The following is a 25,270-nucleotide window of genomic DNA, read 5'->3' on the forward strand; positions in this document are numbered from 1 at the left end:
GGAACAATTATGGGTTTTAAATGCGGTATCGTAGGTTTACCAAACGTTGGTAAGTCGACCCTTTTTAATGCACTGACCAAGGCTGGCATCGACGCCGCAAACTTCCCGTTTTGTACCATCGAGCCCAATACCGGGGTCGTTGCTGTACCAGACGAACGTCTTGACGCCCTGGCCGCGATCGTAAAGCCACAAAAAATCATTCCTACCACCATGGAATTTGTGGATATCGCCGGATTGGTCAAAGGGGCATCAAAAGGTGAAGGGCTGGGTAATCAGTTCCTTGCCAACATCCGTGAAACGGATGCCATCGGTCATGTTGTTCGTTGTTTTAACGATGAGAATGTGGTCCATGTGAATGGCCGAGTCGATCCGTTAGAAGACATTGATACCATCAATACCGAACTGGCACTGGCTGACCTGGATTCGGTAGAAAAATCCATTCACCGCTTAGGCAAGAAAGCAAAAGGCGGCGACAAACAGGCGAAAGCTGAAATTGCAGTGTTGGAAAAACTGCTGCCGACGCTGGAAGAAGGCAGTATGGCGCGCAGTGTCACGCTGAGCGACGATGAGCGCCGCACCATTCGCTCTCATAACCTGTTAACCCTAAAGCCGACCATGTATATCTGCAACGTGGCTGAAGACGGCTTTAGCGACAATCCGATGCTTGAGCAGGTGCAGGAAATTGCCAGCCGCGAAAATGCGATTGTGGTTCCGGTTTGTGCGGCCATCGAAGCTGAAATTTCAGAGCTTGATGACGCTGACAAAGAAGAATTCCTCAGTGAAATGGGTTTAACTGAGCCTGGTCTGAATCGTGTTATCCGTGCAGGCTATGAATTATTGAACCTGCATACGTACTTTACCGCTGGCGTCAAAGAAGTGCGTGCCTGGACCATCCCGGTCAACAGTACCGCTCCCCAAGCAGCCGGTAAGATCCATACCGACTTTGAGAAAGGCTTCATTCGCGCTGAAATTGTTGGCTATGATGATTTCATTGATAATAATGGAGAACAAGGCGCAAAAGACGCTGGTAAATGGCGCCTTGAAGGCAAAGATTACATTGTCAAAGATGGTGATGTTATTCACTTCCGCTTTAATGTTTAACATTCACGTTTAACATGAACGTTTAAAGCAGCGCATACAACAGCCACCGCTCAGGTGGCTGTTGTCATTTCCTCTTTAACTTCCTCACTCTCGTCAGCCGCCGGGTCGGGTCGTTGCTGGCTCAGCCAGCGCAGAAAATCAGCTTCAGTTAACGGCTTTGAAAAGTAATACCCTTGCAGATAATCACAACCCGCCTGTTGTAAAAGCCGCTTGATCTGAGCGTCTTCGACGCCCTCTGCTACCACCTGCAAGCCAAGACTATGAGCAAGTTCAATAACTGACTTTAGCATCATCCACCATCCCCGCCCCTGGTCTTTCCGCTTGCCAGTGCCGGCAGCAGATTTCACTTCCGCCTCCAGCGCCTGAATCAGACTTCGATCCAGCTTCACTTCGCTGACCGGTAATTGACCCAATTGCATCAAATGCGCATGGCCACTGCCAAAGTCATCCAGCGCGACCTTAAAACCAGCCGCAATCAACTCTGTCACATGCTGAGCAGCCAAGGCCGGATCGCGCATAGGTGCTGTTTCAGTCACTTCCAACGTCAGTTGAGCAGGCTCAAGACCGTCCATGACGACCGCCCGGGTCAATTCTCGCAACAGGTAGGGATGCTCGAGATCAAGCACTGAAATATTAATTGCCAATTGCACTCTAAACCCCAGTTGACGCCATTTAAGCAGGTAGGCGACGGACTGGCGAATGACCCATAGAGTTATCCGGTGAATAACACCATATTGCTCTGCCAACGGGATAAACTCAGCGGCACTGACACTGCCAAGCGTCGGGCTATACCAGCGCAATAAGGCTTCTACTGCATACAGCCTGTCATTTCGGCCATCCATCTGAGGTTGAAAAACCAGGCTGAATTCCTGATCGAAATCGGCGCGCCGTAATGTTGATACGATGCACTCTTGTCGTTTTAACCGTTGCTTATCAACCAACCGTCGATACATCCTTGCATCCTCCCGTTAGCGACTGAATTTAAAAGATAAAAGTGCAGGCCTTGAAGCCAGTCAAATAAACTCTAAGCTTACTGCTAACGTCTGGTTAAAAACAGCTGGTAAAGGTAGGATGCGTCAATGTCGCACAACATTGCCCCTCTCGACCGTCGGCTGGGACAGATACTCTGCGACCAGGTTCGTTACATCCAGGTACTGCGCAAAAAAAAGGAAGTCAGAATGAAAGAAGCTCGCCTTGAACACGATAGTATGGGGGACGTGAGCGTCCCCGCAGATGCCCTGTATGGGGCACAGACGCAGCGCGCCATCGACAACTTCAAGCTCAGCGAATTGCGTATGCCATTCGCTTTTATCCGCGCCGTTGCATTAATCAAATACTGTGCAGCGGAAGCCAACGCTGAACTTGAATTACTAAGTGCGGACAAAGCTGACGCAATCAAGCAGGCCGCATTAGAAGTTTTTGAAGGCCAGTGGCAGAAGCAATTCCCGGTCGATATTTTTCAGACTGGTTCCGGCACCAGTACCAATATGAACGTGAATGAAGTGCTCGCTCAACTAGCCAGCCGCGGCTCAGGCCTGACCATCCATCCAAACGACGATGTAAACCTCGGACAAAGTAGCAACGATGTCATCCCTACTGCGATTCAGATATCAGCAGCGCGACGTATCACACGTAAACTGCAGCCTGCCCTTTCCCACCTGGAAAACGTTATTCTGAGCAAGGCTGATCAATTGCATGACATCGTTAAGACAGGTCGAACTCACCTGATGGATGCCATGCCACTGACCATGCAACAGGAATTACAAACCTGGGCCTTTCAGGTCAAACAGTGTCAGCAACGACTGGATGCCCTCCTGCCCCAGCTTCAGGCACTGCCGCAGGGAGGAACAGCAATCGGCACCGGCATTAATTCGCATCCACAGTTTGCCGAACGGTTCTGCGCCAGCCTGACCAGCTTTACTGAAATGGAGTTTGTTGAAAGTGAGAACAAGTTTGCGGGCATTGCATCGCAGGACTTATCCGTTGCGACCATGGGCGAACTGGCTTCAATTGCCTCCTGCCTGATGAAAATCAGCAATGACTTACGCTGGATGAATAGCGGCCCGCTCTCCGGACTGGGTGAAATTGAACTGCAGGCATTGCAGCCCGGCAGCAGTATTATGCCTGGTAAAGTAAACCCGGTGATACCAGAAGCAGTCGCAATGACCTGCGCGCAGGTATTTGGCAATCAAACCACAGTTAGTATCGCGGCTCAGTCCGGCAATTTTCAGCTCAACGTAATGCTGCCGGTCATCGCTTACAATTTACTGCAGGCGACCGAGCTCATGACCAATGCCAGTTATGCCCTGGCCGATCAGGCAATCCAGAGTTTCACTGCCAACCAGCAACAGGTGCAGAAAGCGCTGGATAAGAATCCAATTCTGGTCACTGCTCTCAATCCGGAAATCGGCTATGAAAAAGCCGCTGAAATTGCCAAAAAGGCCTATCAGGAAAAACGACCAGTGCTGGACGTTGCCGATGAAATGACGGACCTTGGCCGTGACCGACTCAGCAGCTTGCTCGACCCGAAGAAACTGACCAGCGGTGGACTGGCAGAGTAATTTGTCTGGTCTACACCTGGCTGCTTGCAGTCCAACCTAAGGAAGTTTTATGAGTCATGTTCTGATTACAGGCGCCAACCGTGGAATTGGTTTGGCCCTATGCAAACACTATAAGAAAGCGGGTTATCAGGTCACCGCCGTATGTCGTACCCCGTCCGATGAGCTCAAAGCGCTGGCGGTGAATATCATTCAAGGAATCGATGTCACCGACGCCTCCCAGCTACTTTCGCTGAAAGCTCAACTGGGCGACACGCCGATCGACATTCTAATCAATAATGCGGGCGTGCTAACCCGGGAAAATCTTCAACATGCGCCAGCCGACGATATCACCCGCCAGTTTCAGATCAACGCACTGGCACCTCTGCAGCTCACACTCGCCCTGCTACCGCTTTTAAACAAGGGCAGCAAAGTCATTATGATTACCTCGAGAATGGGCTCAATGACGGATAACGGGAGTGGCGGTTACTACGGCTACCGCATGTCCAAAGCCGCGCTCAACGCCGCTGGCGTTTCACTGGCGCGTGATTTGAACGCGCAGGGCATTGCCGTCGCTTTGCTTCACCCCGGGTTCGTGCAAACCGAAATGGTCGGAAATCAAGGGGATATATCAGCCGATACGGCAGCAGAACGACTAGCCAAACGAGTGGACGATCTGTCGTTAAGCAGCAGCGGACAGTTTAAACACAGCAACGGGGACGATTTGCCGTGGTAACTGTTGCTCTTTTCATCAGTTCAGTGCTTTTTTGAGCAGTTAGACGTGAAAATAGCTTTTTTTTAGCGAAAGGTGTTGACCCGCCCGCACCTAATTCGCATAATACGCGCCGTTGCTCAGCGAGCACGACAACAACTTGATTTAAGGCTACGTAGCTCAGTTGGTTAGAGCACATCACTCATAATGATGGGGTCGCAGGTTCGAATCCCGCCGTAGCCACCAATCAAATTGCGGACGTGGTGGAATTGGTAGACACGCTGGATTTAGGTTCCAGTGCCGCAAGGTGTGAGAGTTCGAGTCTCTCCGTCCGCACCAAAGTTGCATACCGTTGGGGTATAGCCAAGTGGTAAGGCAGCGGGTTTTGATCCCGCGATTCCCAGGTTCGAATCCTGGTACCCCAGCCACTTGCAATGTCGTTGCGAACTGAATACCGACCAGATACTGTTGGGGTATAGCCAAGTGGTAAGGCAGCGGGTTTTGATCCCGCGATTCCCAGGTTCGAATCCTGGTACCCCAGCCATATCACTCTAAGTTGCGGTGGTGGCGGAATTGGTAGACGCGCTAGCTTCAGGTGCTAGTGTCCGAAAGGACGTGGGGGTTCAAGTCCCCCCCTCCGCACCAACTTAGAATTGCTTAGGTAACCAATTGCTTAAGTAACAAAAAATAGTCGCTTCGGCGACTTTTTTTGTGCCCGCTTTTTAAACATTCAACGTTCAGGCCCCGCGCTCGCATTTATTGAATCCTAAATTTTCCACACCCCGGACGCATAAGCACTGAGGATAGTGCGGCCAGGTTTGAATCGCTGTAACCCGGCAAGGATCAGATTGCGGGCTGCGGGAACAGCCCCTGTGTTGCGTTGAAAGCCCCAGGCGATGCTATCCATCGCCTGCGCCATCAGTTCGTTATCGGCACGTCGTGCCACTGCATAGTGGCCTAACACACGACGCGTGGCCGTCTCAGCCTCCGGGTCCGCCATATCCATACCCTGCAATACCTCGAGCAACTTACGCACGTCACGAAATCCGAGGTTGACCCCCTGGCCCGCCATAGGATGAATGGTATGCGCCGCGTCACCAAGTAGAATCGTACGCTGACGAACGTAATCGAGCGCGGTTTGCCGGGTCAATGGGAAACTGCCATGGCTAAGCAACGTAAAGTCGCCAATTTCGCGACTAAAACGTGCATTCAATACCTCTTGCAGCTGCTCTTGGCTGGCCTGCCAGGTTGCGACCTGTTGCCCACTGCCATACATAATCAAACACGCCTGATTGCCCTGCAAAGGTAACATCGCATGGATTTCACCATTGTCCGCAAAGCTCTCCCAGGTTGTTGCTGCGACCGGGTCAGTACACTGAACAGTGGTCAGTAAACAGCTCTGGCCGTAACGGCGCCCGGCAACACCAATACCTGACTGCTGACGCACCTTGGATTGCGCCCCGTCACAGCCAAGCACCCATGAGAACTCGATCCGCTGACCTGACTCTGTCAGCGCCCAGCCCTGTTCTGAGTTCAAGCGATCAACAGAGGTCTCAATCACTTCAATCAACGGGTGACGTTGCAGCGCTTTCAGCAGCGCATACTGCAGCACGTTATTTTCAATCATGTACCCCAAAAATGCAGGCTTATCCGCATTGCCCATGGTCAGCCAGTTCTGGCCTTCTTTACGCACCGCCAGCTGATTAAATGGCTGCACGCGTAAATTTCTTAACTCAGGCCATACGCCCAGCTCATCAAGCATGCGGATGTTGTCTGTGGTTATCGCTGAAATACGCAAATCATAAGCGCCCTGACAATCCACCTCGTGCTGCGGTGACGGTTCCAACACAGACACATGATACCCTTGGTGGGCCAGGCCCAGAGCGGCAGAAGCACCAACCATACCGGCACCAACGATCAGAATATCAGTTTGTAGATTTGTCATGCTTTTTCCTTACACGCCGCACGTTTTGAGCCCTTTAGTATGCCCGAAGCCGCCCCATTTTTATAATCCAGCCGCCCTCTTTTTTGTTCCTGCGCATGATTTAAATGCCTCCGTAGCTCATCGCCAGGCCCGATTCAGCGCCAATGACCTGCACCCAGGCATGCTTCATGGTATCCTGTGGCCTGACTGTATTGCCCTCGGAATGAGCATTAAGGAAGTCGCATGCCCGCGGTTGTTATCGCCTCATTATTGGTCCTGCTGGCCGAACTCTGTTTCGCTGGCGTCAGTGCATTAGTGAAGCACCTGACTGAAACCTTGCCCTATCAGCATCTGGTTTTCTTTCGTAACTTATTTGCCTTTCTGGTTTTACTGCCCTGGTTATACCGCAAGCGAGCCACCGCGTTTAAAACCGAAGCCCTTGGCCTGCACCTGCTGCGCGCCGTTGCAGGGGTTGCCGCGATGTTTTTATTCTTTATGGTCATTGCATCCATTCCGTTGGCCCAGGCCACCCTGGTTCTGTTGATGGCACCGTTTTTTATTCCGCTGATATCCCATTTCTGGCTCAGTGAACACATTTCTGTGCGTCTGATCCTCACTATTACCACTGGCTTCATCGGTGTGCTTATTTTCCTCAACCCCTTTGCCACCAGCCTGCAACCCATGGTTATCGTAGCCGTGGTAGCTGCACTACTGGCCGCCTGGACCAAAACCATTATTCGCAAACTATCGGTAACTGAATCGCCGAGTAAGATCGTGTTTTATTTTTCCTTCTTTGCCTCCTTACTCTCCGCGTTCCCGCTGCTAATCCAATGGCAACCATTGCCCACGGAAAGCTGGTTGCTGGTCGCTGCTATGGGTTTGCTGGCGGTCATAGGGCAACTGGCAATGACCCGCGCATTCAGTATCGCCAGCCCCTCCCGGGTCGGCGTTTTCACTTACAGTTCAGTCATCTTTGCTGCGTTTATGGGCTTCTGGTTCTGGCATGAACCCGTCACCTGGCACATGGTCGCAGGGACCCTGATTATCTTTATTGCGGGCTACCATGCACTGCGCCAGCCACGGCGTGCTCCAATCCAATAAAGGATACTGGTCAGCGCCCCACCTTAGGTGGTAAAATAAGCGCCCTTTTTTGAAGTCTTTAGTTTAAGCGGGTAAGCGAGCATCATGAGTAAAAAGGTCTTTATCAAAACCTGGGGCTGCCAGATGAATGAGTACGATTCAGACAAAATGGTTGATCTGATGAAAGCGACTCAGGGCTACGAGCCAACAGACACTGCTGAAGATGCTGATCTGATCCTGCTCAATACCTGTTCCATTCGTGAAAAAGCACAGGAAAAGGTGTTTCATCAGTTGGGTCGCTGGAAGCTGCTGAAGAACGACAAACCGGATTTGATCATCGGCGTCGGTGGCTGTGTTGCCTCTCAGGAAGGTGACCACATTCGCCAGCGCGCGCCCTTTGTCGATCTGGTGTTCGGCCCGCAGACGCTGCACCGCCTGCCAGAAATGGTCAAGCAAGTGCAAGGCGGCGTGAAGTCGGTGGTCGACATTTCATTTCCGGAAATTGAAAAATTTGACAGCTTGCCTGCGCCAAAAGCAGATGGTGCCAGTGCCTTCGTTTCGATTATGGAAGGCTGTAGCAAGTACTGCACATTCTGCGTTGTGCCTTATACCCGGGGCGAGGAAGTCAGCCGCCCGGTTGACGACGTGCTGTATGAAATAGCTCAGCTGGCTGAGCAAGGCGTGCGTGAAGTGAACCTGCTGGGTCAGAACGTGAATGCCTTTCGTGGACCTCAGTATGACGGCAGCATCTGCTCCTTTGCTGAGTTGCTGGACTTAGTCGCCAGCATCGACGGTATCGACCGCATCCGTTACACCACCTCGCATCCGGTCGAATTTACCGATGACATTATTGCCGCCTATGAAAGCATTCCTGAACTGGTCGATCACCTGCACCTGCCGGTGCAAAGTGGCTCGGACCGCGTTCTGGCCCTGATGAAACGAGGCCATACGGCACTCGAATATAAATCACAAATTCGTAAACTGAAGAAAGTGCGTCCTAATATTGCCATGTCATCCGACTTTATCATTGGTTTCCCTGGCGAAACCGATGCGGATTTTGAAAAAACCATGGACCTTATTCAGGCCATCGACTTTGATCTCAGTTTCAGCTTTATCTACAGTGCACGCCCGGGCACGCCAGCCGCCGACTTACCCGACGATGTCACTGAGGACACCAAGAGGCAGCGTTTGCAGCTGCTGCAACAGCGCATTAATCAACAGGCTCAGCAGCATGCCCGTCGTATGCTGGATACCGAACAGCGTATTCTGGTCATTGGTCCGTCACGCAAAAACCCAATGGAGTTATCGGGCCGAACCGAGAATAACCGGGTGGTTAATTTTGAAGGCCATCCTGGCATGATCGGTAAGTTTGTTGACGTTAAAATTACCGAAGCATTGCCAAATTCATTGCGCGGAACTGTGATTCGCGAAGAAGCAGAGATGGGACTTCGGGTTGCGATTTCACCGGCCTCCATTCTTGCCAACAGCAGCAAAAAGTCAGCACCGGAACAAGCAGACCGCAGCGGTGTCGTACAATTTCAACCATACTAGCTAGCAGACGTGCTACTAACGGCCTGAGTACGCTCGGGTACTAACGAATCGAGGAAAGATTGACTAAACAAATCGACAGCTTTGAACTTTATCTGGAACCTGCAGACAGCCAACGCCTGGCTAATTTATGTGGGCCTTTTGATGACAACATTAAGCAGATAGAACGCCGTTTAGGTGTTGAGATCAGCTACCGGGATAATCATTTCCGTATCATCGGGCCACCTAAGGGCCTGGTTGCCAGCAGCCAGATCCTGCGCGATCTCTACATTGAGACGGCTCCGGTCAAAGGTGAAATCCAGGCCGTTGAACCTGCCAGCGTTCACCTTGCCATTCAGCAAAGCAACGCGCTGGAGCAAGATCAGGGCGTGGAGGACGATAAGCACACCGTTATTAAAACCAAACGCGGCTTAATTAAGCCGCGCAATGGCAACCAACAAGCCTATGTCAGAGCGATCCTCAGCCACGATATCAACTTCGGCGTAGGTCCAGCCGGTACAGGTAAAACCTACCTCGCCGTGGCCGCCGCCGTCGATGCCTTTGAGCGACAGGAAATCCGGCGCATTTTGTTGACCCGTCCCGCGGTTGAGGCTGGTGAAAAACTTGGCTTCCTGCCGGGTGATCTGGCGCAAAAAGTAGATCCCTATTTACGTCCATTGTACGACGCCCTGTTTGAAATGCTCGGCTTTGAGAAAGTGGAAAAACTGATCGAACGCAGCGTTATCGAAGTGGCTCCACTGGCGTATATGCGCGGACGAACTCTGAACGATGCGTTTATTATTCTGGATGAAAGCCAGAACACGACGCCAGAACAAATGAAAATGTTCCTGACCCGGATTGGTTTTAACTCCAAAGCGGTGATTACCGGGGATATTACTCAAATCGATTTACCCCGTGGTCAGAAATCCGGTTTGCGCCATGCCATTGAAGTGCTTAGTGACGTTGAAGAGATCAGCTTTAATTTCTTCAATGCCTTTGACGTTGTGCGCCACCCAGTGGTACAACGTGTCGTTCAGGCCTATGAACAACATGAGCGTAGTCAGGACGAAGAACGCAGCAATAAAGCGCGTAACCAACGACAAGAGAGCCACTAATGCAACCTCCCCCCGCGAACGGCCGGACCAGTCCGGCCGCTACCGTAGACCTTCAGCTGGCGCATCAGGGAAGCTTTCCGGTTCCCGAGCAGCAGCAGTTTGAACTCTGGATCGACGCCGTACTGCGCGCTCACCAGATAACCGCCGCCGAGCTGACTATCCGCACCGTTGACAGCGACGAGAGTCAGACTCTTAACCGGGATTACCGCGGCAAGGACAAGCCGACCAATGTACTCTCCTTTCCATTTGAAAGTGATATGCCGCTACCCGTTCGCCTGCTTGGCGATCTTGTTATCTGCGTGCCGCTGATGCAACAGGAAGCCATTGAGCAAGGCAAAAAACCGCTCGACCATTGGGCGCATTTAGTTGTTCATGGCACCTTGCATTTGCTAGGTTATGACCATATTGACGACAGCGAGGCCGACCGCATGGAGCGTCTCGAAGTCGAATTACTGGCACAGTTTGATATTGCCGATCCCTATACCAAGGAGCCAATCCAATCTCATGAGTGACGACAATTCCCAGTCTGGAAGCGGTTCTCCGCGTAAATCCTGGGCTGCACGATTACTGCAAAGCTTCAGCGGAGAACCGACAACTCGCGAAGAACTGGTTGATTTGATTCAGGACGCTGAACTGCGTGACCTGATCGATGCCGACACCAAAGAGATGATAGAGGGGGTGCTTGACGTTGCTGAACTGAAAGTTCGCGATATCATGATCCCACGCTCGCAAATGGTGACCATAGACAAAAACCAGAGCGTAGAAGAGTTTCTCGCCATGGTGATTGAGTCTGGCCACTCTCGCTACCCGGTCGTGAGCGACAATAAAGACCAGGTTGAAGGCGTTCTGCTGGCCAAAGATCTACTCCCCTATGGCTTCAAACTGATTGACGAACCTTTTTCGCTGGAGGCGGTTATGCGCCCTGCAGTGATTGTGCCGGAGAGTAAACGGGTTGACGCCCTGCTCAAGGAGTTCCGCTCCAAACGCTACCACATGGCGATTGTTGTCGATGAATACGGGGGGGTGTCAGGGCTGGTCACGATCGAAGATATTCTTGAGGAGATCGTCGGCGAAATCGAAGATGAAACCGATGACAGCGACAACGAGAAAGCCCCTATCCGGCGGGTCAATGCGACGCGCTTCTCGGTCAAGGCACTCACCACCATTGATGAATTTAATGACTTCTTTAGTACCGAATTTCCGGACTCTGAGTACGATACTGTAGGCGGCCTTGTCGCCAGCGCGTTCGGCCACTTACCGACGGTCGGGGAAGTGGTGGAAGTCGGTGACCTGGCGTTTAAAGTGACCGCCGCTGATCGGCGTCGTATTCAGCAATTGCAGGTTAGCCTGGACGGCTTTGCCAAACCTAAGGATATTAATTAAACCATCATGAATTGGCTTGCCATCTTTGCAAAGCCCGGCTACCGGGCTTTGCTTGCGCTTTTCAGCGGACTTTTATTAACCTTTAGTTACGCGCCATTCAATCAGGGTTGGCTGGCGCCTGTGCTGGTAGCAGTTTGGCTACTATTGCTGGTGCGCAGCCAAACGCCACGCCAGGCACTCGCTGTCGGTTTTGTATTTGGCTTTGGCTGGTTTAGTGCCGGTATCAGCTGGGTTTTTGTCAGTATTGACCAGTTCGGTGGCATGCCGCTGGTTTTCTCACTGCTCATTATGGTCATTCTATGGGCCTATCTGGCATTGTTCCCGATGCTCGCCAGTTACCTTTGGTTTAAGACCCGCCATTGGTATTCCGGATTTTCATTGTTTGCCTTACCAGCCATCTGGCTGCTGGCGGAATTTCTGCGCGGCTGGCTTTTTACCGGTTTTCCCTGGCTAAGTCTTGGTTACAGCCAAACCAGTCAAACCCTGGGCCAACTGGCGCCGCATATTGGTGAAACCGGCCTTACCCTCGTCGTTTTGTTGTGTGCGCTGGGCTTCACCTACGCCTTGCTACGCAAGCACATTGGCTGGCTTTTGCTGCCACTTAGCATGTACGCTCTCGGCGTCCTTGCGCCCTATCTCAACCCAATGCAAACCACGGGCGAAAGCGCCAACGTTGCCTTGGTACAGGGAAACATTGAGCTGGAAGTAAAGTGGAACCCGAATCAGCAATGGCCGAACCTGCGTAAGTACGTGGACATGTCACGTCCCTATTATGGCGACTACGACTTAATTGTGTGGCCGGAATCCGCAGTGACCGCGATCGAAGACCGCGCTGGCTCGAGTCTGAACCAAATTAACCAGGCTGCGCTGTACAACGACACTGCCGTTATCAGCGGCATCATTGACTTAAAAGTGGACCGGCAAAACCCGCAAGGCAATTACTTCAATTCAATTGTGGTAATGGGCGAGCAGGAACACCCTGAAGGCTATTATTACGGCAATAAAAACCGTTACGAAAAGCATCAACTGCTGCCAATTGGAGAGTTTGTTCCTTTTGAAAGTATTCTGCGACCACTCGCACCGCTTTTTAATTTACCCATGTCGTCGTTTGCGCGAGGCAACTATGTACAGCCCAATCTGAATGCCAATGGCTACCAGATAGCAGCCAATATTTGCTATGAAGTCGCCTTCCCCCGCCAGATTGCAGCCGCCGTCACCGATGACACCCAATTATTACTGACCGTCAGCAATGACAGCTGGTTTGGGGATTCTCACGGTCCCCATCAACATCTCGAAATTGCCCGTATGCGCGCAATGGAGCTGGGTCGTCCGATGTTGCGCTCCACCAATAGTGGCGTCACAGCGCTCATTGATGAGCGGGGCCGACGCATCAAACAAGCGGATTCATTTCAGGCAACCGTCGCTACCGGTCGGGTCGCACTGGTCGAAGGCACCACCTGGTACCGCCTGTTTGGCCAGTGGCCCGCCTGGATTGCAAGCGTGCTGCTGTTATTAGCCGCGTTGAGATGGCGTCGAATAACAGCAAAACATGTAAATCAATAAAAACATGACCTGCAACATGGTCAAACGATTGCAAAGTCATTAAAATTGGCTGCAATTTTTAGTAAGACATCGGACAAAGGAACTTATTAAACCATGGCCAACTTAATTGACGCTTTCTTTTTCACCATTTTAGTGGCGGGCTTCGGCCTCGGCCTTTCTTATCTGGCAATGGCCTTTTTTCCGGCTACTGTAGCTGATACACGCGGTCGCCGGGCCGAAGCCGTGTACGAAAATATCTTTTTAGGTGCCGCCGGCATCATTATCGCATTGCTTATGTGGGTCGCTCTGGTATTTTAAGAGGCTTCAGGGCAAAATTCAGGGCACCTGATGGTAACGTCAGGTGCCTTCTTCATTTTTATTAACCGCTGGTAATTGGTGTAATGGCAGAGAAAATCCAACAAGAGTACGCACATCAGGATGTAGAACAACAGGTACAACAGCGCTGGGTGGACGAGAAAACTTTCGACGTAAGCGAAGACCCCAGCAAAGAAAAATTCTACTGTCTTTCGATGTTCCCCTACCCTAGTGGCAAGCTCCATATGGGGCATGTGCGGAATTACACCCTCGGTGACGTCGTTGCCCGCTATCAGCGTTTACAAGGCAAAAACGTACTCCAGCCGATTGGCTGGGATGCCTTTGGCCTGCCAGCGGAAAATGCCGCTATTCAGCACAACACGGCGCCCGCCGCATGGACCTATGACAATATCAGTTACATGCGTGGCCAGCTCAACCGATTAGGCTTTGGCTATGACTGGCAGCGTGAAATCGCAACCTGTCACCCTGAGTATTATCGCTGGGAGCAGTGGTTTTTCACCAAGCTTTATGAAAAAGGCCTGGTCTATAAAAAGAACGCCACCGTCAACTGGGATCCGGTCGATCAGACCGTCCTCGCGAACGAGCAGGTTATTGACGGCCGTGGCTGGCGTTCAGGGGCGTTGGTAGAACAAAAAGAAATCCCACAATGGTTTGTCAAAATCACCGACTACGCTGACGAATTATTGCAGGATTTAGATCAGCTTGAAGACTGGCCAGATCAGGTCAAAGCCATGCAACGCAACTGGATTGGGCGCTCCGAAGGGGTAGCAATTACCTATCAGGTTGAGCAAAACGACAGTTCACTGACCGTTTATACCACGCGCCCTGATACGATTTTCGGCGCCACCTACATGGCCGTCGCAGCGCAACACCCGCTCGCTCAGGCAGCGGCTGCTAACAACCCTGACGTGGCTGAGTTTGTCGAAAGCTGCAAGCAGCAAAAAGTCGCTGAAGCAGAACTCGCCACCATGGAAAAACGCGGCATTGATACCGGGTTTACCGCCAGGCATCCATTTACCGGCCATTCGATTCCGATCTACATCGCCAATTTTGTGCTCATGGATTACGGGACTGGTGCTGTGATGGCCGTACCTGCTCATGACCAGCGGGACTGGGAATTCGCCACTGCTTATAACCTGCCGATTACTCAGGTGATTGAGCCGCATGACGAGACGACGCCATGCGACATCAGCAAAGAAGCTTACAGCGGCGACGGGACTGTCATAAATTCAGACACCTTCAATGGCCTCAGCAGCAAAGAAGCCTTTGCCGCGATTGCCGCTAAACTGGAAGCCGACGGCATCGGTGAGCGTCAGGTCAACTATCGTCTGCGTGACTGGGGTGTATCACGCCAGCGCTATTGGGGCACACCGATTCCAATGCTGAATCTGGAAAACGGTGAATCCGTGCCTGTGCCGGAAGACCAGTTACCCGTACGTCTGCCTGAAGACGTCGTCATGGATGGCGTGACTTCGCCGATTAAAGCAGATCCTGAATGGCGTAAAACCACTTATAACGGCCTGCCGGCAGAACACGAAACCGATACCTTTGACACCTTTATGGAGTCATCCTGGTATTACGCCCGCTATTGTTCACCGCGCGCGGATGGCATGCTGGATCCGGAAAAAGCCAATTACTGGCTGCCCGTCGATCAGTATATTGGTGGTATTGAACATGCTATTTTGCACCTGCTCTATGCCCGCTTCTTCCATAAATTGTTACGCGACACTGGCCTGGTCGAGTCGGACGAACCGTTCAAGCGCTTGTTATGCCAGGGCATGGTACTTGCTGATAGTTTCTATCGCGAAGACGACAAAGGTGCCAAGACCTGGTTCTCACCGCAGGATGTGCGCATTCAGCGCGACGAAAAAGGCCGTATTGAACTGGCCACCGCAGCCGATGGCAATCCGGTTCAGCATGCCGGCATGAGCAAGATGTCGAAATCAAAAAACAACGGCATCGACCCGCAAACCATGGTGGATAAATACGGCGCCGATACCGTGCGCCTGTTTATGATGTTCGCAGCGCCTCCGGAAATGACCCTGGAATGGTCTGATTCCGGTGTCGAAGGCGCACATCGCTTTATCCGCCGGGTCTGGAAACTGGTTTTTGAGTTTCAGCAATATGCTGGCGCAGGCCCAGTTAAGGTGGCCGAATTAACCCCTGAACAGAAGAATTTACGTCGTGACCTGCATAAGACCATCGCTAAAGTCAGCGATGACATGGGTCGCAGACAGAACTTTAACACCGCCATCGCTGCTATCATGGAGCTTATGAACAGCCTGCAGAAAGCGCCGCTCAGCAGTAACAGCGACCATTCGTTGATGCAGGAAGCGCTTGATGCTGTGATTGTCATGTTAGCGCCGATTACCCCGCACGTTTGTGACAAGCTATGGGCGGCCCTGGGTCACAACAGCGACATTAACTTCGCTGCCTGGCCACAAGTCGATGAAGATGCGCTGCAGGAAGACGAAAAGCTGGTGGTGGTTCAGGTCAATGGCAAGGTACGGACCAAAATTACCGTGCCCGCCGACGCGGATAAGGCAGCCGTTGAGGCCGCGGCCCTGGCCGAAGAGAACGTCCAGCGCTTTGTCGACGGCAAAACAGTGCGTAAGGTCATTTATGTACCAGGTAAAATCTTTAACATTGTGGTCGGTTAACTGATGGCATTCCGTCAGCTTGCCCGCCTGCTGCTGTCAGTCGCGATGGTACTTAGTCTGCTAAGTGCCTGCGGCTTTCAAATGCGCGGCTCCTACCAGGTTCCTGCACAATTGTCGCAGGTGTCAGTGGAAACGCCGTTACGCAGTGAATTTACTGCCCGCCTGCTGGCTGAATTTCGCCAGCACAATATTGAGGTCGTTGAGCGAGACAGCGACATTACTCATATTGAAGTACTCGAAGACAGTCTGGATCGGCGGGTGCTGTCGCTGTTAATTTCCGGTCAGGTGGCAGAATATGAGCTTATCTACACAGTTCCGGTGCAGGTGCATACCCGCGACGGACGGATTGAAAGCCATCAGATTCAGATTTTCCGTGATTATCAGGAAGACCCGAATTTCGCCCTGGCAAAGACCCGCGAACTTGAGCTGCTACTGAATGAAATGCGTGATGATGCTGTCTATCGACTGATGATGCTGTTAACCCGACTGACCTGGGAGTAGCACCATGCAAGTCTACGCCAACCAACTCGACAACCACCTGCAAGGACCGCTGCAGCCTGTCTACCTGGTTTTTGGTGACGATGACTTTCTGCGTTTGCGGGCGCTGGCGGCGATCCGCAAACGTGCAGCTGAGCTTGGCTTTAATGAGCGTAGCCAGTTCAATCAACAGCAGGACTTTAGCTGGCAGGACCTTCTCAACGAAAACCAGAATCTTTCTCTGTTCAGTGATTTACGCTTAATTGAAGTAGAAATGCCAACGGCAGCGCCCGGCCAGGACGGCAGTAAGGCGTTGCAGCAGTGGGTTGATTCTGCGCAGGACGCGCTATTGATCATCCACGGCCCTAAACTGAAGGCGGATCAACAGAAAGCCAAATGGTTTAAAGCACTCACCCAACAGGGGGTGTTTGTGCCTGTCTACACGCCACAACGTTCTCAGTTACCAGGATTCATCCAACAGTTGGCGCAAAGCTATGGGTTACAGCTCGACGGCGATGCCACGGCGCTACTCAGTGACTGGTTTGAAGGCAATTTGCTCGCTTTAGATCAGGCGTTGCATAAAATTGCGCTGCACTATTGTCAGGTAAAGAATTCCGGAGCAGAAAGCTCTGCAGCCGAAAACACCCAACGCGCCCCCCTTCAGGTCAGCGCCGAGATGGTCAGGCAGGACGCAGATCTGCAAAGTCGCTTCGACGTTTTTTCATTACAGGATGCTATCTTACAAGGTCAGTTCAACGTCTATTTGCAGCGTTTACAGCGTTTGCTGGAAACCGACGGTGAACCCGCCATTATTCACTGGCTGTTGCAGCGCGAGACCAATACGCTGAACAGCGTCTATCAACAGCAGACTCAGGGCGAAGACACCAGCCGCGCATTACAGCGCCATGGCGTGTGGAAGAGCCAGCAGCATGCCTATCTGCGAATACTCAAGGACTGGTCACCGGCCCGCAGTGAAGCACTGTTCAATCTACTCTGGCGCGCAGAACTCGCCCTTAAACGCGATTCAGGCGAAGATATGGCCACTTTGTTTGCTCATCTGGGGCTGCTTCTTATCGAGCCTCCCGCCGATACATTCGACTTCCTGCGCCATCATGACCTCGTCGTTGACAGCTAAGCCTGCACCGATTGCCTTACTGGGAGGCACCTTCGATCCTATTCACCAGGGGCATATTGAACCTGTGCTGAAGCTGGCTGATACATTTGGCTGGTCGCATGTTCACTTACAACCCTGCTTTGCCCCCCCTCACCGGCCGCAACCCGAAGCCTCGGATCAACAGCGCTTAGCCATGGTTAAGCTGGCCTGCCAGCAGGACAGTCGCCTGCTGGCCGACGATTTTGAACTACGCCAGGGTAAACCGACACGCACCGTGAATACGTTGCACCATGTGCGCCAGCAACATCCCGACGCCAGTGTTTGTTTTATTATGGGGATGGACAGTTTTTTACAGTTCACCAGTTGGCTCAACTGGCAACAAATTCTTGAACTGGCCCATCTGGTGGTACTGCCTCGCCCTGGCTACCAGTTAGCTGAACTGCCACCCGATCTTGCCGCCGAACTCAAACGCCGCCAGCGTGTTGACAGTGAATTATTCAGTCAGGGAGCCGGTTTTATTTACCTCGCGGAGACGCCAACAGTGGATATTTCTGCCACTGCCCTGCGTCGCCAGCTGGCGCAAAGCCCCGACGCCAGCAGAATACCGCTATTGGACCCTGCGGTGCTTGCCTACATTCGCTCGCACAACCTGTACCAAAGTACTCACTAACCCCTTAACGACGCGCTACACGCCGTGCTGAACTCATGGTAAACTACGCGGTCTTAGCAAGGGCTTATTTGGGAGAACGAGATTGCAGGGCCAAAATTTAAGAGATTTCATTGTAGACAAGGTAGACGACCTCAAGGCACGTGATGTCAAGGTCTTAGACGTTAGCGGCAAGTCAGATGTTGCCGATTTTCTGGTTATCTGCTCAGGCAATTCTAAAACCCATGTCCGCGGTATCGCCAATCATGTGGCGTTAGAAGCTAAGCATGGCGGCTTTCCAGCCATCGGGATCGAAGGTGAACTGGATTCAGAATGGGTATTAGTCGATTTCGGTGATGTAATTTTGCATGTGATGCAGGATACAACCCGCGACTTTTACCAGCTCGAAAAGCTTTGGGGACACTAAAAGCATGCGTTTTCAGTTAGTTGCTGTCGGCAATAAAATGCCGTCATGGGTTACTACGGGGTACGAGGAGTATGCACGCCGCCTGCCCCCTGATACACCTCTGCAACTGACTGAGATCGCCGCCGGTAAGCGCGGTAAAAAAGCTAACATTGCCCGTATTACTGAGCACGAGGGTGAGCAGATGCTCACTCAGGTGAACAAAGGTTCGCGCATCGTGACGCTTGAAGTAAACGGCAAGCCATGGACAACTGCAAAGTTGGCACAACGTATGCAGCAATGGCAGCTAGATGGTCGTGATGTCAGTTTTTTGATAGGCGGCCCGGAAGGGTTATCCAGCGCCTGCCAGCAAGCCAGCGAAGAAAAATGGTCATTGTCAGCGCTTACGCTTCCTCATCCCATGGTCCGAATTATAGTCGCAGAAGCCTTATTCCGAGCCTGGAGTTTAAATAACAATCACCCGTACCACCGAGAGTAAATGAATAGAAGACGTCACAACGCACTTCGGGACTATACAGCGGAAGCCGGCCTTTTTGCCAGCCGGGCGATGATTTGTATGGGACTGGTTGCCACTGTCTTTCTGGTTTTACTGGGTAACCTGTACCACCTTCAGGTTACGGGCTTTCAGGAATTTCAGACCCGCTCAAATTCAAACCGTATTACGGTGCTGCCGGTACCGCCGAATCGCGGACTCATATACGACCGTAACGGCGAAATACTGGCCGAGAATATTGCCGTTTACAGCATTGAAATCATCCCCGAAGAAGTCGAGGACCTCGACGATACGCTGACCCGGTTAGTTGAGTTGCTGGACCTCGATGAAAGTGTGGTGAGCCAGTTTACGACGCAAATGCGCCGTGCCCGTCGTTTCCCTCAGATTCCTTTTACCGACAACCTAAGCGAAGAACAGGTCGCGCGGTTTGCGCTGCATCAGCATCATTTCCCCGGGGTTTCTGTGGAAGCGCGGTTACAGCGTCATTACCCCTATGACGATCTTTTTACCCATGTCATTGGTTACGTCGGCCGCATTAATCGCCAGGATATTCAGCGTTTACAGGCAAATGACAGCTATAATCTGTACGCAGCAACCCGCACCATTGGGAAGCTCGGGGTTGAGCGTTATTACGAAAGCGTGTTGCATGGTAAGCCTGGTTTTCAGACTGTCGAAGTCAATAGTCGCGGGCGTGTTGTCCGTACCCTGGAATTTACCCCACCTGTGCCGGGCCAGGATATCTACCTTGAAGTGGATGTGCAGGTTCAGAAAATCGCCCGTCACCAACTGCAGGGCCGACGCGGTGCAATCGTGGTCATGGACAGCGAAAATGGTGGCTTACTGGCGATGTACTCCAACCCCAGTTACGACGCCAACCAGTTTGTTCGCGGCATTTCAACCACCGCCTATCAGGCCCTGCTGCAGAATTCGAATAACCCGCTGATTAACCGTGCCACGCAGGGACGCTATCCACCTGCCTCGACCATTAAACCGCACATGGCACTCCTGGGCCTGGAAGATGGCCTGGTTGATCTGGAAACCAGTATCTGGGACCCGGGCTACTATGAATTACCAGGGGTCGAGCGCCGTTTTCGTAACTGGCGCAGCTGGGGCCATGGCTGGGTTGATTTAAGAAAAGCATTGCAGGTATCGAACAATACTTACTTTTATAAACTCGCCCATGAAGCAGGTATCGACCGCATCCATGACTTTATGCGTAGCATGGGATTTGGTGAGCGGACTGGAGTAGATATTCACGAAGAAAATCAGGCGTTATTGCCATCGCGGGGCTGGAAGCAGGCTAACCTTAATGAATCCTGGTACACCGGCGAAACATTGTCGGTCGGGATAGGCCAGAGTTTCTGGACGGTAACGCCGTTGCAGCTGGCAACCGCCACCAATATTCTGGTCACTGAAGGTCGTCGTTTTCAGCCACGCCTGCTACGTGCAACGCGGGACGGCGAGCAACTGACCTATCAGGAGCCTTTTGAATTACCCCCACTAAATGTACGTGACCCGATGTTCTTCAGTGCCATCATGGAAGGTATGGAACGTGCTGTAAGTCGCGCTGACGGCACGGCTCACGCAGCCTTTGTCGATGCTCCATACCGCGCAGCAGGTAAAACGGGAACCGCGCAGGTTATCAGTCGGGCTGAAGCTGAACAAGAGCCCGAACTGGTCCTCGTTGACGGTGAGCAAGTCCCGGTTGAAGTGGATGAGCGTTTACGCGATAACGCAACCTACATTGGCTACGCACCAGCAGATGACCCCCAGATTACGCTGGCGATTGCAATCGAAAACGTCGGTGGTGGTGGTCGTAACGCGGCCCCTGTGGCCAGACGTATTCTCGACTTCTACTTCGACTATCAAAAGAGTGTCGAACAGGCCGAACTACGTGACCAAGAGGAACGCGAAGAAGAACGTCTGCAAGAAGAGCGCCTGAAAGAACAACGCGAGGAACAAAGTGATGATGCAAACTAGTCAAGAGCGTGGCAGTCTGACCCTGTTTTATCGCTTTCATATTGACCTGCCACTGTTCCTGGCGCTGGCCTGCCTGTCAGTAATCAGCCTCGCTGTAATATACAGTGCCGGCGGACAGGATATTGCCCTGGTCCAACGACAGAGTGTGCGCATTGGAATCGCCTTTACCGTCTTAATTGTACTTGCGCAAATCTCGCCGTTAACCTACAAGCGGCTGGCTATCCCTATGTTTGTGGTCGGCGTTGCACTACTGGTCGCGGTACTCCTCTTTGGCGTGGTTGGTAAAGGCGCCCAGCGCTGGCTGGATATTGGCATCACCCGTATCCAGCCCTCTGAGATTATGAAGATTGCAACCCCGATGATGCTTGCCTGGTATTGCTCTCAACAGCAGCTACCAGTGCGTTGGACGCAGGCCTTTGGTGGCCTGTTGCTTATCATCGTGCCGACGTTACTTATAGCGAAGCAGCCTGATCTCGGCACCGCCCTGCTGGTCTTCAGCTCCGGCGTGTTTGTACTCTTTCTGGCTGGTATGAGCTGGCGTCTGATTAGCGCTGCTTTAGTTGCACTGGCAGGCTTTCTGCCTGTCGCCTGGTTCTTCCTTATGCACAATTACCAGCGTCAGCGCGTTTTAACCTTTTTGCATCCGGAATCAGATCCGCTCGGAGCGGGCTATCATATTATTCAGTCAAAAATCGCGATTGGCTCCGGCGGTTTTGAGGGTAAAGGCTGGCTGCAGGGGACTCAATCCCAGTTAGAATTTCTTCCGGAACGTCATACCGACTTCATTTTCTCTGTCTTCAGCGAGGAGTTCGGTCTGATGGGAGTTTGTGTTTTACTTATTATTTACGGCTTTATTGTCTACCGCGGCCTGGCCATTGCTATACGAGCACAGCAAGTCTTTAGTAAACTACTGGCCGGTAGCATCACATTAACCGTGTTTATTTATGCACTGGTAAATATTGGAATGGTTTCCGGCTTACTACCCGTAGTCGGTGTACCCTTACCCTTAATAAGTTATGGTGGCACCTCAATGGTCACTATTATGGCAGGGTTTGGCATTCTGATGGCCATAGCAACGCACCGTCGGTTAGTGCTACGAGACTGACTATAACCGTAAATAAGAAGGACACAGCCCGGTGACATTTTTTCGCCCCTTATCCAGCATGCATCCGCAGCTTTGCCTTCGTTACCTGCGTCGGGCATTGCTTGGCAGCGCTTTACTTATTTCCCCTGCGTTATATGCTCAGGAGGAAATTCAATCGAGTGCAACCGTTGAAGCGGAAAAAGACGCCTTTATCGAGCAGGTTGCTGCTGAGCAGAACATACCAGTCAGCGAGGTACGTGAACTATTGCAGGCTGCACAACGCAACGAGGATGTGCTGGCCGCTATTCAACGCCCCTGGGAAGCAAAACCCTGGCACCAGTATCATGGTATTTTCCTGACCGAGCGACGGATTAATTCAGGTGTGGACTTCTGGCGTACTCACCAGGAAACCTTAGAACGCGCGTACGCCGACTATGGCGTTCCGCCGCAGATCATTGTCGCAATCATTGGCGTTGAAACTTACTATGGCGAGTATCTGGGCAATTATTCGGTCCTGGATGCACTCTACTCTCTTGGTTTCTATTACCCTCCGCGCAGCCGCTTCTTTCGCAGCGAACTGGCTGAACTAATTCGCCTTGCCCGGGCCGAGGGGCTTGATATCAATTCACTGCAAGGGTCATACGCCGGTGCCATGGGCTATGGACAATTTATTTCGTCCAGCTATCGTGCTTATGCAGTCGATTTCGACGGTGATGGAGTACGCGACTTGCTAAGCAATCCGACGGATGCCATCGGCAGTGTTGCCAATTACTTCGCCCAACATAACTGGCAGCGTGGCCAGCCCGTAGCAATTCCGGCCTGGACCGAGCGCGTTGCTGACTTGACCGACCTTACCTCAGGTCCCCGACAGACACTGACCCATGATGTGGCGGCTCTGCGTGAGGCTGGCGTCGACTTTGTAACCCAAATGCCCGCCGCTACACCAGCACGCCTTTTCCAGTTTGAAGAGAAACAAGGGTACAGTTACTGGGTCGGTCTACCGAATTTTTACACTATCACCCGTTATAACCACAGCCCGTTGTATGCAATGGCCGTATTTCTGTTAAGTGAAGAAATCCGACATGCCTATGAACGCTAGAATTAAGCCGCAGTTCCTCTCCCTCAGCCTGCTGGCTGTTGCCCTGCTAAGTGCCTGTTCAAGCCAACAGGGGCGCTATAGCATGCGCTATGACGAGGCACCGGAACGGCTGCCTTCAGTCGCTGAGATCAATCCGCTTGAACCTCGCTATGAGCCTCTTAGCCGGCAAGGGAATATGTCCAGCTACACCGTACTTGGGGAAACCTACAGGGTCTTACCAAGTGCCGAAGGGTACAGTGCGACAGGTCTCGCTTCCTGGTATGGCAAAAAATTTCACGGCCATTTGACCTCCAACGGCGAGTATTACGACATGTATGGGTTGTCAGCCGCACACCGTTATCTGCCGTTACCAACCTACGCCAGGGTCACTAACCTTCGAAACGGTAAAGAAATTATTGTCCGTATCAATGACCGGGGTCCGTTTCACCCCGAGCGCATTATTGACTTGTCCTATGCAGCTGCCTATAAGCTGGACATGCTCGACAGCGGAGTGACCGAAGTTCAGGTAGAAGCCCTCTACATGCCCCCGCCTACCGTGGTCGCTGATTCCTCTTCAGTCTTTATTCAGATTGCAGCGCTCAGCGACAGTAACCGGATACAGCAAGTCCAGCAAGAGTTGCAGGATAAGTATGCATTAAATGCAACTACCCGCCAGCGTGATGGTCTACATCGACTGCTACTCGGGCCTTTTGACGAAAGCCAGGCAAGTCAGTGGGTGCAAAGATTGCGTCAAGATGGTTTCGACAATGCATTTCGCGTGGCTGAATAGTGTAAGCACATGCCGATTTTGTTACAATCACCATCCGCCCCCGAACATCACTTGTGGGTATTGATGTTCAGTAATATTAAAGAGAACTAAATAATCATGAGCCAACCTCTTTTCAGACGAGTTTCAATGACGTGTGTAGCCACCGTTGCCCTTTTCAGCGCCACCGTCAGCGCTAACGTGGTTCCAGAGCCCCCTTCGGTCAATGCAAAGTCCTATATTTTGCTCGACTATAAGACAGGGCATGTCCTTGCTGAAGGCAATGCAGACGAACTGCATGGTCCTGCCTCACTGACTAAAATGATGACCAGCTACATTATTGGGCATGAACTTGAACGCGGCACTATTAGTAACGACGACATGGTGACCGTCAGTGAAAATGCCTGGGCACGAAATTTTCCTGGTTCATCGCTGATGTTTATCGAAGTCGGTCGTCAGGTTTCCGTACGTGATTTAAATAAAGGGCTGGTGATTTCCTCAGGTAATGACGCCGCTGTCGCGATGGCGGAGCATATTGCCGGCAGCGTCGATGCGTTCGCCAATCTGATGAACGCCTATGCTGAACGCCTTGGTATGAGCAACACCGTATTTGCTAATCCACACGGTCTCACCGCTGAGGGTCAGGCGACCACGGCACGCGACATGGCAACCCTTGGTCAGGCGTTAATCCGCGATGTTCCGGAAGAGTACGCGCTGTATCAAGAACGTGAGTTCACCTTCAATGACATTCGCCAGTACAACAGAAATTCATTGCTATGGGACCGTTCACTTAACGTCGACGGCATTAAAACCGGGCATACCAGTGATTCAGGTTATAGCCTGGTTACCTCAGCAGTGGAAGGCGAAACCCGTTTAGTCTCTGTGGTGATGGGTACCGACAGTGAACGTGCACGCGCCACTGAAAGTAAAAAGCTACTCAACTACGGCTTCCGTTATTACGAAACCGTGCATGCCTACGACGCCGGTGAAAGCTTCGTCAATCATCGTATCTGGGGTGGTGAGTCTGACCACGTCGAACTCGGTGTGCGTGACGACGTCGTTGTCACCTTGCCTCGCGGCCAACGTCAGAACCTGGAAGCCAATTTTGTCTTGAATAAAGCACTCGATGCCCCCATCAATGAAGGCGACGAGGTTGGCAATGTATTCTTATCTCTGAATGGTGAAGATATTGCGTCTTATCCACTGGTTGCTCTGCACTCAGTAGAAGCTGGTGGCTTCTTTAAGCGCATTATCGATAACATTCGTAAGAACTTTGCTGACGAATAACGCG

General features: G+C 52.0%; 23 protein-coding genes and 5 tRNA genes. 26 read left to right on the forward strand and 2 right to left on the reverse strand.

All coding sequences use genetic code 11. The features are described 5' to 3' along the window. The first annotated feature begins 9 nt into the window (after positions 1–9). Positions 10–1,101, forward strand: a complete 1,092-nt coding sequence (gene ychF / locus CWE12_RS03880; RefSeq protein ID WP_126788342.1) for a redox-regulated ATPase YchF — start codon at positions 10–12, stop codon at positions 1,099–1,101. Between the two features lie 50 nt (positions 1,102–1,151). Here the strand turns inward: ychF and CWE12_RS03885 are convergent, their stop codons facing one another. Beyond that, positions 1,152–2,054 (reverse strand): EAL domain-containing protein, encoded by a 903-nt coding sequence (locus CWE12_RS03885; RefSeq protein ID WP_126788343.1) that lies wholly within the window; start codon positions 2,052–2,054, stop codon positions 1,152–1,154. A gap of 225 nt (positions 2,055–2,279) precedes the next feature. Here CWE12_RS03885 and CWE12_RS03890 point away from each other — a divergent pair, with 225 nt between their 5' ends. The 7 genes from CWE12_RS03890 (at position 2,280) to CWE12_RS03920 (ending at position 4,995) form a co-directional block, all read left to right on the forward strand. Further along, entirely contained in the window at positions 2,280–3,662 is a 1,383-nt protein-coding gene (locus CWE12_RS03890) for a class II fumarate hydratase (protein WP_126788517.1), read from the forward strand. A 49-nt stretch (positions 3,663–3,711) separates the two neighbouring features. Continuing rightward, complete coding sequence (locus CWE12_RS03895; protein ID WP_126788344.1) at positions 3,712–4,374, forward strand: SDR family oxidoreductase; 663 nt, start codon at positions 3,712–3,714, stop codon at positions 4,372–4,374. Between the two features lie 145 nt (positions 4,375–4,519). Further along, positions 4,520–4,596, forward strand: a tRNA-Met gene (locus CWE12_RS03900). A gap of 8 nt (positions 4,597–4,604) precedes the next feature. Then, positions 4,605–4,689, forward strand: a tRNA-Leu gene (locus tag CWE12_RS03905). Between the two features lie 14 nt (positions 4,690–4,703). Beyond that, positions 4,704–4,778 (forward strand) — tRNA-Gln (locus CWE12_RS03910). Positions 4,779–4,819: 41 nt separating this feature from the next. Beyond that, a tRNA-Gln gene (locus CWE12_RS03915) sits at positions 4,820–4,894 on the forward strand. 14 nt (positions 4,895–4,908) lie between these two features. Further along, positions 4,909–4,995, forward strand: a tRNA-Leu gene (locus CWE12_RS03920). Positions 4,996–5,116: 121 nt separating this feature from the next. Here the strand turns inward: CWE12_RS03920 and CWE12_RS03925 are convergent. After that, positions 5,117–6,295 carry an FAD-dependent monooxygenase gene (locus tag CWE12_RS03925; protein WP_126788345.1) on the reverse strand — a complete coding sequence of 393 codons (1,179 nt, stop codon included), beginning with the start codon at positions 6,293–6,295 and terminating at the stop codon, positions 5,117–5,119. Positions 6,296–6,517: 222 nt separating this feature from the next. Here CWE12_RS03925 and CWE12_RS03930 point away from each other — a divergent pair, with 222 nt between their 5' ends. From CWE12_RS03930 to CWE12_RS04015, 18 genes are all read left to right on the forward strand, one after another. Beyond that, on the forward strand, positions 6,518–7,375 hold the full coding sequence (locus CWE12_RS03930) for a DMT family transporter (protein WP_126788346.1): 858 nt from the start codon (positions 6,518–6,520) through the stop codon (positions 7,373–7,375). A gap of 84 nt (positions 7,376–7,459) precedes the next feature. Further along, positions 7,460–8,905 (forward strand): tRNA (N6-isopentenyl adenosine(37)-C2)-methylthiotransferase MiaB, encoded by a 1,446-nt coding sequence (gene miaB / locus CWE12_RS03935; RefSeq protein ID WP_126788347.1) that lies wholly within the window; start codon positions 7,460–7,462, stop codon positions 8,903–8,905. A 59-nt stretch (positions 8,906–8,964) separates the two neighbouring features. After that, positions 8,965–9,996 carry a PhoH family protein gene (locus tag CWE12_RS03940; RefSeq protein WP_126788348.1) on the forward strand — a complete coding sequence of 344 codons (1,032 nt, stop codon included), beginning with the start codon at positions 8,965–8,967 and terminating at the stop codon, positions 9,994–9,996. Next, positions 9,996–10,508: an rRNA maturation RNase YbeY gene (ybeY, locus tag CWE12_RS03945; RefSeq protein WP_126788349.1), complete on the forward strand. Its 513-nt coding sequence runs from the start codon at positions 9,996–9,998 to the stop codon at positions 10,506–10,508. Before CWE12_RS03940 ends, ybeY begins: the two co-directional genes overlap by 1 nt. Next, a complete protein-coding gene (gene corC, locus CWE12_RS03950; protein WP_126788350.1) occupies positions 10,501–11,379 on the forward strand; it encodes a CNNM family magnesium/cobalt transport protein CorC in 879 nt (292 codons plus the stop codon). The genes ybeY and corC overlap by 8 nt, the downstream gene beginning before the upstream one ends. Positions 11,380–11,385: 6 nt before the next feature. Further along, positions 11,386–12,942, forward strand: a complete 1,557-nt coding sequence (lnt, locus tag CWE12_RS03955; RefSeq protein WP_126788351.1) for an apolipoprotein N-acyltransferase — start codon at positions 11,386–11,388, stop codon at positions 12,940–12,942. A 93-nt stretch (positions 12,943–13,035) separates the two neighbouring features. After that, complete coding sequence (locus tag CWE12_RS03960; RefSeq protein ID WP_126788352.1) at positions 13,036–13,239, forward strand: hypothetical protein; 204 nt, start codon at positions 13,036–13,038, stop codon at positions 13,237–13,239. Between the two features lie 95 nt (positions 13,240–13,334). Next, a complete protein-coding gene (leuS, locus tag CWE12_RS03965) occupies positions 13,335–15,917 on the forward strand; it encodes a leucine--tRNA ligase (RefSeq protein WP_126788518.1) in 2,583 nt (860 codons plus the stop codon). Positions 15,918–15,920: 3 nt separating this feature from the next. Continuing rightward, positions 15,921–16,418 carry an LPS-assembly lipoprotein LptE gene (locus CWE12_RS03970; RefSeq protein ID WP_126788353.1) on the forward strand — a complete coding sequence of 166 codons (498 nt, stop codon included), beginning with the start codon at positions 15,921–15,923 and terminating at the stop codon, positions 16,416–16,418. 4 nt (positions 16,419–16,422) lie between these two features. Next, a complete protein-coding gene (gene holA, locus CWE12_RS03975) occupies positions 16,423–17,529 on the forward strand; it encodes a DNA polymerase III subunit delta (protein WP_126788354.1) in 1,107 nt (368 codons plus the stop codon). Next, positions 17,507–18,178: a nicotinate-nucleotide adenylyltransferase gene (gene nadD / locus CWE12_RS03980; RefSeq protein WP_126788355.1), complete on the forward strand. Its 672-nt coding sequence runs from the start codon at positions 17,507–17,509 to the stop codon at positions 18,176–18,178. Before holA ends, nadD begins: the two co-directional genes overlap by 23 nt. 82 nt (positions 18,179–18,260) lie before the next feature. Next, complete coding sequence (gene rsfS, locus CWE12_RS03985; RefSeq protein ID WP_126788356.1) at positions 18,261–18,581, forward strand: ribosome silencing factor; 321 nt, start codon at positions 18,261–18,263, stop codon at positions 18,579–18,581. Between the two features lie 4 nt (positions 18,582–18,585). Further along, the gene (rlmH, locus tag CWE12_RS03990) at positions 18,586–19,056 is read left to right on the forward strand and encodes a 23S rRNA (pseudouridine(1915)-N(3))-methyltransferase RlmH (RefSeq protein WP_126788357.1); all 471 of its coding nucleotides are present in this window, start codon (positions 18,586–18,588) and stop codon (positions 19,054–19,056) included. Beyond that, positions 19,057–21,051 carry a penicillin-binding protein 2 gene (mrdA, locus tag CWE12_RS03995; RefSeq protein WP_126788358.1) on the forward strand — a complete coding sequence of 665 codons (1,995 nt, stop codon included), beginning with the start codon at positions 19,057–19,059 and terminating at the stop codon, positions 21,049–21,051. It abuts the gene before it with no gap. Next, the gene (rodA, locus tag CWE12_RS04000; protein WP_126788519.1) at positions 21,041–22,156 is read left to right on the forward strand and encodes a rod shape-determining protein RodA; all 1,116 of its coding nucleotides are present in this window, start codon (positions 21,041–21,043) and stop codon (positions 22,154–22,156) included. The genes mrdA and rodA overlap by 11 nt, the downstream gene beginning before the upstream one ends. Positions 22,157–22,187: 31 nt before the next feature. Further along, positions 22,188–23,234, forward strand: coding sequence for a lytic murein transglycosylase B (gene mltB / locus CWE12_RS04005; protein ID WP_241984126.1), 1,047 nt, complete (start codon positions 22,188–22,190; stop codon positions 23,232–23,234). Further along, entirely contained in the window at positions 23,218–24,003 is a 786-nt protein-coding gene (locus CWE12_RS04010) for a septal ring lytic transglycosylase RlpA family protein (RefSeq protein WP_338024166.1), read from the forward strand. Before mltB ends, CWE12_RS04010 begins: the two co-directional genes overlap by 17 nt. 96 nt (positions 24,004–24,099) lie before the next feature. Then, the gene (locus CWE12_RS04015; RefSeq protein ID WP_198675678.1) at positions 24,100–25,266 is read left to right on the forward strand and encodes a serine hydrolase; all 1,167 of its coding nucleotides are present in this window, start codon (positions 24,100–24,102) and stop codon (positions 25,264–25,266) included. Positions 25,267–25,270 lie beyond the last annotated feature (4 nt).

It is taken from the genome of Aliidiomarina sedimenti, from assembly GCF_003986955.1.
GTDB classification, from domain to species: domain Bacteria; phylum Pseudomonadota; class Gammaproteobacteria; order Enterobacterales; family Alteromonadaceae; genus Aliidiomarina; species Aliidiomarina sedimenti.